At 40.8% G+C, this 16,182-nt stretch carries 8 protein-coding genes and 7 pseudogenes; 2 read left to right on the top strand and 13 right to left on the bottom strand.

All coding sequences use genetic code 11. The features are described from left to right. Positions 1-23: 23 nt before the first annotated feature. Complete coding sequence (yqiS, locus tag RCG23_RS19610; RefSeq protein ID WP_308180116.1) at positions 24-929, bottom strand: phosphate butyryltransferase; 906 nt, start codon at positions 927-929, stop codon at positions 24-26. Positions 930-1,061: 132 nt separating this feature from the next. Continuing rightward, positions 1,062-3,134 carry a sigma 54-interacting transcriptional regulator gene (locus tag RCG23_RS19605; protein ID WP_308177024.1) on the bottom strand — a complete coding sequence of 691 codons (2,073 nt, stop codon included), beginning with the start codon at positions 3,132-3,134 and terminating at the stop codon, positions 1,062-1,064. A gap of 204 nt (positions 3,135-3,338) precedes the next feature. Between RCG23_RS19605 and RCG23_RS19600 the strand changes: the two genes are divergently transcribed. Continuing rightward, positions 3,339-3,578, top strand: a complete 240-nt coding sequence (locus tag RCG23_RS19600) for a DUF2627 domain-containing protein (RefSeq protein ID WP_308177023.1) — start codon at positions 3,339-3,341, stop codon at positions 3,576-3,578. A 10-nt stretch (positions 3,579-3,588) separates the two neighbouring features. Here RCG23_RS19600 and RCG23_RS19595 read toward each other — a convergent pair whose 3' ends face one another. Further along, on the bottom strand, positions 3,589-4,317 hold the full coding sequence (locus RCG23_RS19595) for a glycerophosphodiester phosphodiesterase (protein ID WP_308177022.1): 729 nt from the start codon (positions 4,315-4,317) through the stop codon (positions 3,589-3,591). A gap of 37 nt (positions 4,318-4,354) precedes the next feature. On the opposite strand from RCG23_RS19595, the gene RCG23_RS19590 reads away from it, so the two are divergent. After that, positions 4,355-4,495 (top strand): YycC family protein, encoded by a 141-nt coding sequence (locus RCG23_RS19590; RefSeq protein WP_308177021.1) that lies wholly within the window; start codon positions 4,355-4,357, stop codon positions 4,493-4,495. A 138-nt stretch (positions 4,496-4,633) separates the two neighbouring features. Here the strand turns inward: RCG23_RS19590 and spo0A are convergent. The 10 genes and pseudogenes from spo0A to folD form a co-directional block, all read right to left on the bottom strand. Beyond that, a pseudogene (gene spo0A, locus RCG23_RS19585) lies at positions 4,634-5,441 on the bottom strand (sporulation transcription factor Spo0A). Between the two features lie 241 nt (positions 5,442-5,682). Next, a pseudogene (spoIVB, locus tag RCG23_RS19580) lies at positions 5,683-6,964 on the bottom strand (SpoIVB peptidase). A gap of 120 nt (positions 6,965-7,084) precedes the next feature. Further along, positions 7,085-8,774: pseudogene (recN, locus tag RCG23_RS19575) on the bottom strand (DNA repair protein RecN). A gap of 12 nt (positions 8,775-8,786) precedes the next feature. Next, positions 8,787-9,236, bottom strand: coding sequence for a transcriptional regulator AhrC/ArgR (ahrC, locus tag RCG23_RS19570; RefSeq protein WP_308177020.1), 450 nt, complete (start codon positions 9,234-9,236; stop codon positions 8,787-8,789). 204 nt (positions 9,237-9,440) lie between these two features. Further along, a pseudogene (locus RCG23_RS19565) lies at positions 9,441-10,294 on the bottom strand (TlyA family RNA methyltransferase). A 3-nt stretch (positions 10,295-10,297) separates the two neighbouring features. Then, positions 10,298-12,188 (bottom strand): annotated as a pseudogene (dxs, locus tag RCG23_RS19560) (1-deoxy-D-xylulose-5-phosphate synthase). 425 nt (positions 12,189-12,613) lie between these two features. Further along, positions 12,614-13,506: pseudogene (locus RCG23_RS19555) on the bottom strand (polyprenyl synthetase family protein). 3 nt (positions 13,507-13,509) lie between these two features. Further along, positions 13,510-13,743, bottom strand: a complete 234-nt coding sequence (locus RCG23_RS19550) for an exodeoxyribonuclease VII small subunit (protein ID WP_308177019.1) — start codon at positions 13,741-13,743, stop codon at positions 13,510-13,512. Continuing rightward, complete coding sequence (gene xseA / locus RCG23_RS19545) at positions 13,740-15,092, bottom strand: exodeoxyribonuclease VII large subunit (protein WP_308177018.1); 1,353 nt, start codon at positions 15,090-15,092, stop codon at positions 13,740-13,742. Before xseA ends, RCG23_RS19550 begins: the two co-directional genes overlap by 4 nt. A gap of 193 nt (positions 15,093-15,285) precedes the next feature. After that, positions 15,286-16,151 (bottom strand): annotated as a pseudogene (gene folD, locus RCG23_RS19540) (bifunctional methylenetetrahydrofolate dehydrogenase/methenyltetrahydrofolate cyclohydrolase FolD). Positions 16,152-16,182 lie beyond the last annotated feature (31 nt).

Genomic DNA, 16,182 nt, shown 5'->3' with positions numbered 1-16,182 from the left:
TTTCCTCCCCAATTTAGAAAAGACTATTTTGAAACAGAGCATATTGCGAGAGCCAGCGAATACAGCTTGCTTTGAGCACTATCTGCCCTGGATGTTAATACAATTGGCGCTTTCGCACCGGCAATTACAGCACCTACTTTAGCATTTGCAAAATAAATGAGCGATTTATATAATGTGTTTCCAACTTCAATGGTTGGAACCAACAGAATATCAGCTTTACCTGCTACTTCACTTTTAATGCCCTTATGCTCAGCCGCCAAGGATGAAACAGCATTGTCAAGCGCAAGCGGGCCGTCAATTACGCAGCCGTTAATTTGGCCGTGTCTATTCATCATAGTTAGGGCTGCTGCATCCATTGTAGCCTGCATTGCCGGATTGATTACTTCAACCGCAGCCAGTGGAGCCACTTTTGGATTTTCAATGCCGATTGCTCTGGCAATGGAAACAGCGTTTTTTACAATTTGTGCTTTTTGCTCCAAATCGGGAGCGATATTCATTCCTGCGTCTGTTATGATCGTGAACCGGTCAAAACCAGGCACTTCAAAAACAGCAGTATGGGATAGAACGCTGCCTGCCCTTAAACCATATTCCTTATTCAGAACTGCCTTTAGCAGAACAGCAGTTGGAATATTTCCTTTCATTAAAACACTTGCTTCGTTGTTGGAAACGGACCTGACCGCATTCTCTGCAGCACTTATTTCCGACTCTGCGTGAACGATGGATAATCTCTCATCTTTTTCAAATGCAGGACTTTTCTCTTTGATCAGCCTTAAAATTTTACGTTCATCGCCAAATAACAAGAATTTAGCAAGATCTTGCTTTAAGGCTCCAATTATAGCTTCTATTACCTCTTCGTCTTCGGCGGCAGCGACAGCTACCGTCATTCTTTCAAATTGGGTTGCTTTGTCAATTAAGGAATCTAATAACACGGATGTAATCAACCCTTTCTACCTAAAAACTTTGTGACACTATTTACTATGCAAGTATCGTGCCAAAATCATTTTATGAAAACGCTTTATTTTTAAATGTTTTTCTATGCAAATTATTTCATACTATGAAAATTATTGCATGCTTTTTTTTTCAATATTGTATTTTTCCAGCTTATAGTATAAATTCCGGACTGATAATCCAAGTGACCGGGCAGTTAAAGTTTTATTTCCATTTAATTGGAGTAGTTTTTCCCTAATTATTTTTCCCTCAAATTGCTCCAGCATTTCCGACAGCGGCATATCATCATAAACCATAGTCTTTCCGAATGAGGGTTTTTCATCTCCTTGATGACTGCTCTTTAATTCAGGCAGATGTTTTAGATCAACGGCTACTTCATGATAATTCATAAAAATCATAGCTCGTCCAAGAATGTTTTCAAGCTCTCTGACATTCCCCGGCCAATCATATGCCATTAACTGCAGCATTGCAGCTTCTGTAACCCGTTCAACGTTACGTCCATAATCTCTGTTAATTTTATGTATGAGTTTTTCGCACAGCAGTGGAATTTCTTCCTTCCTTTTTCGCAAAGGAGGGATATGGATCGGCATGCGGTTTAACCGATAATATAAGTCTTCCCTGAATGTACCGTTTGCAATGCCTTTTTCAAGATTCACATTGGTCGCGGCTATCACCCGCACATTAATTGAAACAGCCTTCGTTCCGCCTACACGGGTAATCTCACTTTCCTGCAGAACCCTTAGTAATTTCGCCTGGGTGTTCGAAGATATCTCCCCGATTTCATCCAGAAAAATGCTCCCATTATTTGCTTCTTCAAATAGTCCCCTTTTTCCACCTCTTTTTGCCCCAGAAAATGCCCCTTCTTCATAGCCAAACAATTCACTCTCCAAAAGCGATTCTGAAAGCGCAGCACAGTTGACCCTAATAAATTTATTGTATTTGCGGTCGCTTGCATTATGGATGGCATGGGCGAACAATTCCTTTCCGGTACCGGATTCTCCCCGAAGCAATACCGTTGCTGGCGTTTTTGCTCCAAGCCTTGCCTGGTCAATCGCAAGCATCATTTCTTCCGATAATCCGATAATGTCTTCAAAGGAATATTTAGCTTCTAATGTACGGATAATCTGCCTTGCCCGGTTTAGTTCCTTACTCAGGCTGGTTATTTCCGACATGTCGTGAATGACCCCAACACTTCCCTTTAATTTGCCTTTAACTATAATGGGCGCTACGTTGACGACTACTTCCTTTTTTGCTGGACCAACCCGCATTCCAACTCCCCTGACGGCTCTACGCGTTTGCAATACCTTCATATGCATGCTTTCGCCTTCGGAAATATCAGCTGTTGCAGGTTTTCCTATGACCTGATCCTGCGTAAGCCCAGTAATACGAGTATACGCAGGGTTGATGAGAATACCCCTGCCTTCTTCATCTACAACAGAAATTGCATCATCACTGGATTGGATTATGGCCTGCAGCATTGTTTGAATTTCCCTTAGATTTGTAATTTCCTCTGCAAGATTAACCACCTCGGTTATATCCTTAAATACTGCAAAGGCACCAATGAGGTTATTCTTCTCATCGATGATAGGAATGCGGGTCGTAATAATTTTCAACCCATTATGTAAAATCATTTCCTGGTTGGCTTCTGCTCTTCTTGTTTCAAGGATATGCGGCAGGCGGCTTGTCGGAATAATTTCCCTGACAAACCTGCCAATAGCCTCCTCTTTCTTTATCCCCATCATTTCCTGAGCTCTTCGGTTAAACAGGATGACGCGCCCCTTAACATCAATTACGACCATTCCGTCATCCGTTGAATTAAAAATCATATCCTGTTTATATGATTCGTTTCGATGTTTATCAATCAGTTCTTCCTTTTCTTCCATCAGCTTGGCAATTAAATAGGCAACACTTCCAGGAATTAATACAGTATTTTTTCCCCTTGCCTCCATCAGCTCCTGAAAAACCTCCTGATCGCCTGTCACTTCAATGATGATATCAACGGAGTCATTCAGAAAAGGCAGCCAGTGTGTTCCTGTCTTTATCCCTTGCTCCTGGGCAAATAATACACCTGGTGCATCGAAATTCCTGTCAATCACAGCAATAACATTCAGTACTTCTGTTTCGTGCAGGATTTTTAAAATGGCTGTGCCACCTTTACCTGCACCTACAATCATTACATTTTGCACGATTCACACTCCTTTTAAGGAATACACTTTTCCATTGATCCCAGGGTTAAAACCAAATTATGTAAGCAATATTTTTCATATTCAACATTTACAATATATGCAATTTCTTTCATATTTATTTTATAAGGAAAAGGGCTCCTTGACAAATTTGATTCATATACTATCATTTTGAAGAAGGCATTATTATTTTGGAGAGGATCATCTATGAAGCGAATAATTGCTTTAATGATAATGTTAATCCCCGGATTCCTGGCTGCACTTGGAATAAAATTAATGAGGGATATGGTATTTGGAAGATTGCAGGCTCCTTTCCCATCACTCTCACTTCAATTTCTCGCAGGACTCCTGTTTTTTATTGGAGGCCTCTGGTTCGTTGCTGGATTTATCTTGCATCGTGATCGAAAGAGGAATAAAGTCCAGTCAAAATTTCAGGGTAAAAATTAAAAAGAGACCATTACGGTCTCTTTTCATATTGTTTCCTTATCCTTAATGCTTTTAATGGATCATCTGTTATAAATGCTGTGCAGTTCATATTAAAAAGCCGGTGCATATCATTATCCTTATTAACGGTATATGGACGGACTGCTATTCCATTTTCCATTGCCTGCCGAATAATTTCATCCGTTGCAGCAAGGTGCTTTGGATGGATTCCCGCTGCACGTATTGACTGGGCATATACCCAAGGCATATATAATCCCTCCGAGTAAAGCGGAGCAGTTTCAATTTCAGGCGCGTGCCTGTAACTGTATACGATGCTATAATGATTAAAGGAAGAGATAATAATCCTGTTGGATAATCCGTATTTCCGAATCATTTCAATTACCTTTTCCTCCATACCTTCATATGGAATTATCGTATTTTTTAGTTCAATATTGCATATTAATTTATTCGTTTTCATCCATTCAAAAACTTCAATCAGCGAAGGAATTGGCTCTTTCTTCATTCCCGATTTATTTGCGTTCAGGTTGCGGACTTCCTTAAATGTAAAATCTTTTACCCAGCCGGTTCCACTGGTCGTCCTATCGACTTTTTCATCATGTATGACGACCACTTCGCCATCCTTAGTTAATTGTACATCAAGCTCAATCCCGTCGCAGCCAGTTTTTTCCGCTTCCAAAAATGCCGTCATCGTATTTTCTGAAAAGACGGCAGAGTAACCGCGATGAGCAAAAACCTGCGTCATTTGACCACATCCTTAATAAATGAATTGGAGGATATTTATGAGACCCTTACCTATATCCGCAGAAACAGCCATTAAACTTTCCGAACAGTTAAAAATTCCTATCGAGCAGCTTATGCATATGCCACAGCATATTCTCATTCAAAAGATGCTTGAACTAGAGAAAAATTCAAAAGAATAACTATAATATGTATTACATTATGCAAAAGCCCAATAAATCAGTCGATTTATTGGGCTTTTATTATTAAAATGTTGATAATACCGCATAACCTCTGATGATGGTTAAGAAAGAAGCCATAACCTTATAGTTCTAACCCCTTCAAGAAGCATTCTTCTCAAGGCGAAGCTTGTCGGCAACCATGGCGATGAATTCGGAATTCGTCGGCTTTGCCTTGGTCATGCTAACCGTATAACCAAACAATGAGGAAATCGAGTCAATATTGCCACGGCTCCAGGCAACTTCAATTGCATGGCGGATTGCACGTTCAACGCGGCTGGCAGTAGTGTTATACTTCTTGGCGATATCAGGATATAAAACCTTTGTAATCGATCCTAAAAGTTCGATATCGTTATAAACCATTGAAATGGCTTCACGTAAATATAAATAACCTTTAATATGGGCAGGGACGCCAATTTCATGAATAATACTTGTAATGCTTGCGTCTAAATTTTTAGGTTTATTATCGGAATGAGGACGATAATTAGAAGAAGGAAGTTTCCTGGAAACACTGTTGTTTTTTCCGCTGACCTGGCGGATTTGATTTCCGAGATTCTCCATATCAAATGGCTTTAGGACGAAGTAGGAAGCTCCAAGCTCAACAGCCTTTTTTGTGACATCTTCCTGGCCAAAGCGGTTAACATGATAACATTAGGCAAGGATCCCCTTTTTCTTCCCTAAGCCTATCAAGAACTGCAAGTCCATCAAGATGCGGCATAATAATATCTAAAATTAAAACATCCGGATCTGTTCCCTGAAGCATTTCCAGACAATCCTGTCCATTATGAGCGATACCTGTCACTTCCATATCTTCCTGGGACGAAATATAGTCCTCTAATAATCCTACTAATTCACGGTTATCGTCAACGATACACACTTTAATTTTTTTCACTGATATTTTCCTCCTCATATCCGATAAATGGGTCTTATATCTGTCAGGTTTATATTTCTATTCTAAATGACAAATTCGACAATGCAACATAAATTCCTTTCAATTTTTTAAATTTTGTTAAAATCGTCAAAAAAACCTATGAAATCTTCTATTTTCTCTTCAATTCGACTAAATTCGCTTGTTTTCAATAATTCAAGCTGTATTTGTCGAAAAATCATTAAAAACAAAAAAATAGGCGTCTAAACGCCTATTCAAAAGATTAACTCGCTTTCTTTTTTTCATATATATCAATTCCCGCTTCGTTCAGCATCCATTCTATATGGACCCCATAACCAGATGTTGGGTCGTTTACGAATACATGTGTGACAGCACCGACAAGCTTTCCATCCTGAATAATAGGACTTCCGCTCATCCCCTGTACTATTCCTCCTGTTTTCTCTAAAAGCTTAGGATCCGTCACCTTAATGACCATTCCCTTTGTCGCAGGAAACTTTTGCGGGATCGTACTGACAATTTCAATATCAAATAACTCTACCTTATCTTCGTCAACTACTGTTAATATTTGGCGGTCCTTCCTTTACCTCGTGAGATAAAGCGATCGGCATTGGTTTGTCCATTATTCTGTTCTTCATATTCCTGTTTAATTTACCAAAAATCCCAAAGGGACTGTTTCGCTGAATGTTTCCGATGATTTCTCGATCATCTGAGAACCTCGCAAGTTTTTCGCCTGGATTCCCGTTGCTGCCTTTTTCAATAGATGTGACTGTAGACCTGACAATTTGGCCATCTTCAACGACAATTGGTTTCTTCGTGTCCATATCGGAAATTACATGCCCGAGGGCACCATATTTTTTTGACTGAGGATGATAAAAAGTCATTGTGCCAATTCCGGCTGCTGAATCCCTGATATATAATCCCAGCTTGTATGTTTCTTCTCCCTTTTCTTTCAATGGAGTTAATTTCGTCGTGAACTTACCGTTTTCACGGCTGATCATAACGTTCATCGCTTGACCCTTCTGCCCTGCACTCTGTACAAATGGGGCGACATCGGTCATTTTTTCAATTTTTGTTCCATTTATTTCGGTGATGATATCTCCGATTTTGATCCCGGCGATTTCACCCGGGGATTTTTTTCCTTCACTAGTGTTTACTTGATGATGCCCGACTACCAGTACTCCAACAGTATTCAATTTAACCCCAATTGATTGCCCTCCGGGTATCACTTTAAAATCCTTTAAAACATTTACATCGACCTTTTTTACTGGAAAACCGGCAAAATCCATTACAATCTCCTGATTGCCTGTTTCCTTCGCTTTTAATGTAACTGAATGCACTTCCTGATTAAGTGAGACGCTGGAACTGTCTGTTTTCAAAAAAGCTGAAACCGGGGCAGCCTTTTTAAATTTTATTGTTTGTCCCTCAAACAACGTTACTTTTTGAGGAATATTAAGATATTGTTGAAATGGCTGAAAAGCAAAAATGGCCAACAATGAAACAAGGAGAATTCCACCAATGATTTTTCTTAGTAATTCTAATTTCAATCTTTTCACTCTCCTCGCTTCTAATCCGCAAAACAAATGGCTACATCTTTAATCTTGCCTCCTTGAAAGGCATTTATAACAAGGATAAATATAAAAAAGCTACCCTCAATGGATAGCTTTTCATGATTTTTTAATTTCTTCAGCAATTTGCAATAATTCCTTGGCATGTTTCTTTGTTAAATCGGTAATTTCAACCCCTGAAATCATCCGGCCAATTTCTTTTATTTTTTCATCTTCGTTTAAGGAGGAAACGGAAGTCTTCGTTCTTCCGGCCTTTCGTGATTTTCGAAATATATAGATGTGAATCCGCCATTGCGGCAACCTGTGGCAGATGGGAAATGCAAAGCACCTGTGAGCCTGTTGCCACTTTAAATATTTTTTCAGCAATAGCCTGTGCTACCCGGCCGCTGACACCAGTATCCACTTCATCGAAAATAATTGACGTAATTCCCTGATGTTTGGAGAAAATACTTTTTAATGCGAGCATCATCCGCGATAATTCTCCACCAGAGGCAATTTTAGAAAGAGGCTTTAAAGGTTCCCCGGGATTTGTTGAGATATAGAACTCGACTCTGTCCATACCGTTCGGATAAAATCTTTGTTCATCCTTTTCAAATCTGATTTCAAAGATTGTTTTTGCCATATAAAGATCCTTGAGCTCTTTATGGATAAGCTTCGTTAGCTTCCCTGCCCATTTTTGGCGTATGCCCGATAGGTTCCCTGCCTCAATTGACAGGTCCTTTCTAAGCGATGCCAATTCTTTTTCAAGTTGGCCAATATGAGTTTCTTTATTTTGAAGGGTTTCAATTTCTTCTTCTATTCCTGAGGCATACTCAAGGATTTCCTGAATGGTTTTCCCGTATTTACGCTTCAGCTGGTTGATTTCGTTCAGTCTATCATCAATCTCGTTCAGCCTCTGCGGATCGTATTCCAATACATCAAGTTCGTTTCGTAAGGAGCGGGAAGCATCCTCAAGCATATAAAAACTGTTCGAAACAGAATCGTATAATTCCTTATAAGAGCTATCAAGAGCAGCAGCATCTTCAAGATTGCCCATTACAAGACTGATCCAGTCAAGCCCTTTTTGTTCTCCTTGCAGAGCTGTGTAACTTGATTGGATAGCTTCAAAGACCCGCTCAAAATTGCTCAGCTTTCTTTTCTCCTCAAATAAATCTTCATCCTCGTTTATTTTCAGATGTGCTTTCTGGATTTCTTCAAACTGAAATAAAATAAGGTCAAGCCTGTGTGCAGTCTTCTGCTCATTTTCACTTAAATGCTTCAATTTATTGAGTGCAGACTCATATCGGCTGTAAACTGATTCATACTCAGTCAGCGCTGGCCCAATTTCAGCGAGGCCAAACTGGTCAAGCAGCGACAAATGAAGAGTATCATTCATTAACTCTTGATGTTCATGTTGACCATGAATATCAACAAGTGTGCCGCCAAATTCCCTTAATGTTGAAATGGTGACCAGCTTCCCATTGATCCGGCAAACGCTTTTGCCAGAACGGGAAATATCTCTGCGCAACACAACCATTCCGTCTTCAATTTCTATTCCAAATTCGGCTGCCTTTTCATAGCAGGGATGCTTATCATTATCAATTTGAAAAAGGCCTTCAATTTCAGCCTTATCTTCTCCATGACGAACAAATTCAGCAGATCCCCGCCCTCCTACCAGCTGGTGAATGGCGTCGATAATAATTGACTTGCCCGCACCGGTTTCACCCGTTAAAACAGTTAAGCCCTTTTCAAAGGAAATAGTTAATGTTTCAATGATTGCAAAATTTTTAATGGATAATTCATTTAACAAAAGGCATTCCCCCTATAGCATTTCAAGGAAACGATCTGTAATCAATTCTGTATCTTCTGGTGTTCTGCAAATAATTAAAAGCGTATCATCACCGCAAATGGTACCCAGTATTTCATCCCAATCCAAATTATCAATTAAAGCCCCAATAGCCATCGCGTTCCCTGGGAGTGTTTTCATCACAAGGAGATGCCCTGCTGAATCGATTCTTACAAATGCGTCCATTAAAGACCTCTTTAACTTTTGAAGAGGATTAAACCGCTGATCTGCAGGAAGGCTGTACTTATAACGTCCATCCATAAGCGGTACCTTAACTAGGTGCAATTCCTTTATGTCTCTCGAAACAGTTGCCTGGGTGACATTAAAACCTGCATTTTTCAGCTCATCAACCAGATCATCCTGGGTTTCAATATCATTGCTCGTAATAATGTCTCTTATTTTAATATGGCGCTGGCCTTTATTCATCCCTATATCACCCCAATAATCTTTCAAACCTATATGTAATCGTTTGTAAAAATTGTCTTGTCTAAACATATGTTAGCCGATTTTGTCGAACTTGTACATTTTATTATTTAGATTCCTAAAATAAAGAAAAAAAGGCAGTCCAATAAGCATCCTAAAGTGCTTAAACTGGCTTGCCTTTCTCAAAAACAGATGTCCAATCAGATATTATCCTTCTGCACTATCTTCTGGTTTGGATTTGGTTTTCAATTCTTTATGGGCCTCTTCGACAACAGCAGCCGGATCAGTGGAAAGGTGATTCCCACTAGTGCCACTTTCTCCCTCCCATTTAAGATGGAGAAGGAATTCAATGTTCCCATCTCCGCCTGTTATTGGGGAAAATGAAAGGTCCATGACTGCATATCCTTCTTTTAAAGAGAAGGTTATGATTTTATTTACTACTTCAAGATGTACCTTCCGGTCTCTCACAATTCCTTTTTTTCCCACCTGCTCGCGGCTGCTTCAAACTGCGGCTTTACAAGAGCCACTATGTCACTGCCAGGAACAAGGAGTGTTTTAAGGACGGGAAGAATAAGTTTTAAGGATATGAACGAGACATCGATCGACGCAAAATCTGGCAAATCGCGGATTAAATCTGCTGGTGTTACATATCGGAAATTCGTCCTCTCCATTACTACCACACGCTCATCATTTCGCAGCTTCCAGGCAAGCTGATTATAGCCTACATCCAGAGCATAAGACATTTTTGCGCCATTTTGCAGCGCGCAATCTGTAAAACCGCCTGTTGATGATCCGATATCCAGGAGCACTTTCCCACTAATATCGACAGCAAAGGTTTTAAGAGCCTTTTCCAGCTTTAATCCACCTCTGCTAACATACGGGAGAACATTCCCTTTAACGGTCAACTGAACGTCAGCATTTACCTTTTCACCAGGCTTATCGAGACGCTCTTCATTGCTATATACGAGACCTGGCGATTATGGCCTTTTAGCTTTTTCTCTTGTTTCAATTAGACCGCGTTCAACTAGTAAAACATCAATTCGTTCCTTCTTAATTTTCATACTTTATGCCCTTTTTTGTTTTTTCCGGCCAGAATGGATAATCTCTTCACAGCTTCATCAGTCGTCAGCCCAATTTCTTCAAGAAGCTTATCTACATCGCCATGTTCGATAAATTGGTCCGGTATGCCAAGTCTATCGATTACAGCATGATGATATCCGTTATCATGTGCAAATTCAATTACTGCACTGCCAAAGCCGCCCTGCAGAATCGCTTCTTCAATTGTCAAAATTGGCATGTCATCTTTTAATAATTTGGACAGCATGTTTTCATCCATTGGCTTAATGAATCTGGCATTGACGACTTTTATCGAAATTCCCTTTGCTTCTAATCGATTTGCCGCTTCCATCGCCATTGGAATAGTCGTTCCGAATGTCAGGATTGCTGCTTCTGAGCCTTCCTTTAAAACTTCCCAACTGCCAATTGGAATCGTGCGCAGCTTTTCTTCCATCGGCACGCCAACTCCATTTCCACGCGGAAATCTCATTGCGATTGGACCATCATCATAGCTTAACGCTGTTTTGACCATGTGCTGCCCTTCATTTTCATCTTTAGGCATCATTAAAACAAGGTTCGGAAGATTTCTTAGAAATGCAATATCAAAAACACCCTGATGTGTCTCACCGTCAGCACCTACAAGTCCCGCACGGTCAATTCCGATAAACACGTTTAAGTTTTGGCGGCAAATATCATGGAGAACCTGATCATATGCACGCTGCAAAAACGTCGAATAAATCGCCAAAAACGGCTTCATTCCCTGTGTAGCCAATCCGGCTGAAACTGTTGCCGCATGCTGCTCGGCGATTCCCACATCAAACATCCGGTCAGGAAACTCACTTGCAAAGCCTTCAAGCTTGGAGCCGACAGGCATGGCAGGAGTAATTGCCACAATTCTATCATCCTTGCGGGCAAGCTTGCGAACTGTTTCGCTCACTAAGCTGCTCCATGCCGGCGGGGCGAACGCAGGTTTAACAAAATCACCTGTTTCCATTTTATATGGCCCTGTACCGTGCCAGGTTCCTTTTGTATCACTCTCAGCTGGATTATACCCTTTCCCCTTTTTCGTAATGACATGAAGGAGAATAGGACCTTTTGTTTTTTTGGCATAAGCTAAATTTTCAAAAAGGGATTCATAGTCATGGCCATCAACAGGCCTAAATACGTAAAGCCCATCTCCTCAAAAAACATTCCTGAAACTAGCATGTACTTCAAGCTGTCTTTTAGCCTTTCCGCTGTTGCGGCAAGTACCCCGCCAACTGCAGGTATTTTCTTCAGCAACAATTCCAGTTCGTCTTTAGCCCACTGGTATTTACCTGCTGTCCGCAATCTGCCGAGAACATTGTGAAGCGCCCCCACATTTGGGGCGATAGACATTTCATTATCATTCAAGATAACAATCATATCTTTCTTTTCATGGCCAATATGATTTAACGCCTCAAGAGCCATTCCGCCGGTAAGTGCCCCATCCCCTATTACAGGAATGATATAGGAATCCTCTTTTTTCAAGTCACGCGCAATCGCCATTCCCATTGCAGCGGATAAAGAAGTGGAGCTATCGCCCGTCTCCCAGACATCGTGTTCACTCTCAATACGTTTTGGGAACCCGCATAATCCTTTAAATTGTCTTAGTGTATCAAATTCGCCGGCACGTCCTGTCAATATTTTATGGACATATGATTGATGGCCGACATCCCATAAAATTTTATCCTTAGGACTGTTAAAGCATTTATGTAAAGCAATTGTTAATTCAACTACTCCTAAATTCGGTCCAATATCGCCTCCGGTAACAGACAGCTTTTCAATTAAGAATTGTCGGATATCCTTGCTCAAGTCCTCCAGTTCTTTATTTGACAGCCCTTTTAAAAAGGAAGGGTCTTTTATTGATAACAGATCCATTTCTTGGACCACTCACTTTCATCTCTTTTTCTAGGTAGTTTTTTTCTTATGTTCGTTATCTTAATTATACTTTTTCTCTTTAATTATAATGAAAAGGAAATTTTCTACAAGGAAATACCTTCTTTTCATGGAGATCCACAGCTTTTTTGAAAAAAAGCCGCTAGCACAAGCGTGATAACGGCATCAACAGTGTGTATAAGGAACAAAAGGCGCAAGCGCCCTGTTTAGCCCCGACAGGCATAAGACGAATCACGCAGGAAATCCCGATTTCTGGAGTGATTTGGCTTATGACCCCGAGGGGCTGGGCGCTGGAGCTGGATTACTCTAGACTTGTTGTAAGTTATTCACAATGTAATTATATATAATTTCCTTAGCAGTAAGTAAAATTATAACATAACAAATAATATGTCTCAAACCGTTCTCTGTTAATGGTCCCTTGAAGCAACTAAATCTGTCAATTCCTCCAGCAGACTTGTATTTAAACCCGTTTTGGTTAAAGCTTCCATGGCAAGCCCGATATGGTCAGACAACGATTTTTTAGCTCCTTCCATAGATAACAGTGATGGATAGGTGCTCTTATGGTTATTTGTATCGCTTCCGACGGGCTTGCCTATTACCTCTTCGCTGCCTTCTAAATCCAATATGTCATCACGTATTTGAAAGGCTAGTCCCAAATGATAGGCAAAAGCCGTTAACAGCTCTAGCTGGGATTCCGTCGCACCGGCCAAAATCGCTCCGGAAATGACGCTATATTCAAGCATTCTCCCGGTTTTGTGTATATGTATATATTCCAGTTCCTTTAGTGAAAGGCTCTTTCCTTCTCCTTCCATATCTGCAGCCTGTCCGCCTACCATACCCTCTGCTCCAGCGCCTTAGCCAGTTCAAGAATTAATTTGATTTTGGTCTGGCTTGAGGCAACTTCTTCAGGAATGCTTCCTACGACTTGAAAACTGTAAGTTAATAAAGCATCCCCAGCCAAAATGGCTAACGCTTCTCCAAAGACCTTATGATTTGTAGGCTTTCCCCTTCTCAAATCATCATTATCCATACTTGGCAAGTCATCATGGATCAGAGAGTAGGTATGGATCATTTCAATTGCTGCTGCTGGAAGGAGCCCTGCATTCGGAGCCATACCAAAGGCGTCGAGAGTGGCAAATAATAATAGCGGCCGAATGCGCTTCCCGCCTGCTTCAAGGGAGTACAGCATCGCTTCCTTAACAGGTAGAGGAGCATCCAGCCTATCAACAAGGACCCTGAGCTCTTGTTCCACTAGTTGTTTATTTTCATTTATAAATGCGTCAAGAATCCCAGTTCCCATTACCTATTCCTCCTCATCAATCGAAAAGCTTTCCGTCCGCCCATCTTCTGTGATAATTTGCGTCAGCTGCTCTTCAACGCTCTTTAATTTATCATGACAAAGCTTGGAAAGCTCCATTCCTTCCTTATAAAAGGCAATCGCTTCTTCAAGAGGTACATCTCCCTCTTCGAGTCTGTCAACAATTTGCTCAAGCTGGTTCATCGCTTCTTCAAAGCTTAACTTTTTCTCTTCCGTCAAGGCCGGTCATCCTCCTTAATATCCTCTACTTTACAAACAACGCTTCCATCCGTCAGTTTAATTTCAACAGGCTGATTTTTTTTCACCTGATGAATGCTTTTAACGATTTTGTTTTCATCCGAATAGACAAGGCTATATCCGCGTTCCATGATCTTTAGTGGGCTTAGCGCCTCGAGTGTTGCAATGATATGGCTGAATTCTGTTTGTTTTTTAATGAAAATTTGTTTCATAGAGCGGACAAGCTCTTTTTGGGAGCGAAGAAATTTTTCTTCCGACTCCGTCAAAAGCTGTTTTGGATGATTTCTTTGCAACCGCTGATGAACAATTTGCAACTGTTCTCTTTTCAACAAAGAAAGCCTTTTTGTATTACGGACAAGCTGTTCCGAGAGTTTATCCACCTGTTCAAGCTTTTGTTCGTAAAGGCGCATTGGATATCGGAATGCATACGATCGTTGCATCCTTGCAAGGCGTTCTTTTTCAAAACGAAACTTTTCCTTCATTGCGCGAAGCAAACGCGTTTGCCTCTGTAATACTCTTTCAAGTAATTCGTCGATATGTGGAACGGCTAATTCAGCAGCCCCTGTTGGAGTAGGGGCGCGCAGGTCGGCGACAAAATCAGCTATCGTAAAATCGGTTTCATGTCCCACCGCTGAAATAATCGGAATGGCTGATGAGTAAATGGCTCTTGCCACCACTTCTTCATTGAAAGCCCATAATTCCTCAATAGATCCGCCGCCCCTTCCTACAATTAGGACATCCATATCATTAATGGTATTTGCTTTCTCGATGGCTCTCACAATCGAGGCCGGCGCATTTTCACCTTGGACAAGAGCCGGCAATACGATGATCCTGGCAATTGGATACCGCCTTTTTATGGTGGTCAGGACATCCCTGATCGCAGCGCCTGTTGGAGATGTAATGACTCCTACAGTGTTAGGAAAAGCTGGAATCCGTTGTTTATGTGCTGGGGAGAATAACCCTTCAGCCTCAAGCTTCTTTTTTAATTGCTCATAAGCTAAAAACAATTCTCCTATACCATCCGGACGCATTTCCTTAATATAAATTTGATACTGTCCGCTTGGTTCATAGACACTGATATCACCTTTTACAATGATTTTCATCCCGTTTTCGGGATTGAATTTCATTGACCGGGACTGGCTAGAAAACATAACTGCCAGAATGCGTGCTTTCTCATCCTTTAGAGTAAAGTACATATGCCCGCTCGAGTGTCGTTTGAAGTTTGAAATTTCCCCTTTTACCAGGACATCCTGTAAATGCGGGTCAGCATCAAATTTTCTTTTTATGTATTTAGTTAAAGCATTGACTGTTAAATAACGGTGCTCTTCCATATCGAACTCCCTCAATGCAATTTAATAATGACGAAAACAAAACTGCCCTTATCTATTATAAGTTTATAAATTCCATTCGTCACGCAAACAACGATGTGGAATAAAACTTACAGGGATAAGGACAATTTCGGATCGGACTATATTTCATTAACCTGGTATAACCATATTTTTGGAACAATATCCGTTTTCCTATCTACCTTTTTGAAAAGACTTCTGAGGTGCTTTTGGCAGAAAGAAGAGTATTGTACATTAACATCGTAATTGTCATCGGACCGACCCCTCCGGGTACAGGGGTAATATAACTGGCTTTTTGTTTAACACCTTCAAAATCGACATCTCCGCATAGCTTGCCATTTTCATCGCGGTTCATTCCAACATCGATAACCACAGTTCCTTCTTTTACATGCTCGGAAGTGATAAAGTTGGCAATACCCACTGCAGAAACAAGGATATCGGCCGATTTGTATGACCCATTAAATCCTTTGTTTTCGAATGGCAGTATGTAACGGTCGCGTTATCCTTTAAGAAAAGCTGACCTGCCGGCTTTCCGACAATGTTGCTCCTGCCAACAACCACTACATGTTTTCCGGAAACTTCGATATCCATTTCTTTTAGCATCACCATGATTCCAAAAGGTGTACATGGCAGAAATGTTTCCTGCCCTGTCATCATCCTTCCGATGCTGATTGGATGAAAACCATCCACATCCTTTGAAGGCGATATTGATTCAATCACTTTTTTCTCATCAATATGCCCAGGGAGGGGAAGCTGGACAAGGATACCATGGATATCTTTATCATTATTTAATTCAGCAATTTTTGTAAGCAATTCTTCTTCGGTCAAGTTTTCTGGAAACTCTATCAGCATTGAGTTCATGCCCAGTTCCTTACAGGCCTTTTGTTTATTATTCACGTAGGTCCTGGATGCATGGTTGTTGCCAGCAAGAACTACGGCCAGGCCTGGAATGATGCCGTCTTCCTTCAATTCGTTCACTTTCAAAGCGATTTCCGTTCTGGTTTTTGCGGCAATTTCTTTTCCGTTAATCAGTTTTGCTTCCAATCTAACTGCCTCCTTTTATTTGGAGAGGACC

The sequence above is a fragment of the Neobacillus sp. PS3-34 genome (assembly GCF_030915465.1).
Classification (GTDB): domain Bacteria; phylum Bacillota; class Bacilli; order Bacillales; family Cytobacillaceae; genus Neobacillus_A.
This window is presented reverse-complemented; position numbering and strand designations above follow the sequence as displayed.

Excerpts from the sequence above, each read along its gene's own strand:
- RCG23_RS19590 (WP_308177021.1), top strand. The coding sequence starts at position 4,355 with ATGAGACCCTTACCTATATCCGCAGAAACAGCCATTAAACTTTCCGAA.
- RCG23_RS19595 (WP_308177022.1), bottom strand. The coding sequence starts at position 4,317 with ATGACGCAGGTTTTTGCTCATCGCGGTTACTCTGCCGTCTTTTCAGAA.
- ahrC (WP_308177020.1), bottom strand. The coding sequence starts at position 9,236 with ATGAATAAAGGCCAGCGCCATATTAAAATAAGAGACATTATTACGAGC.
- RCG23_RS19600 (WP_308177023.1), top strand. The coding sequence starts at position 3,339 with ATGAAGCGAATAATTGCTTTAATGATAATGTTAATCCCCGGATTCCTG.
- xseA (WP_308177018.1), bottom strand. The coding sequence starts at position 15,092 with ATGGAAGAGCACCGTTATTTAACAGTCAATGCTTTAACTAAATACATA.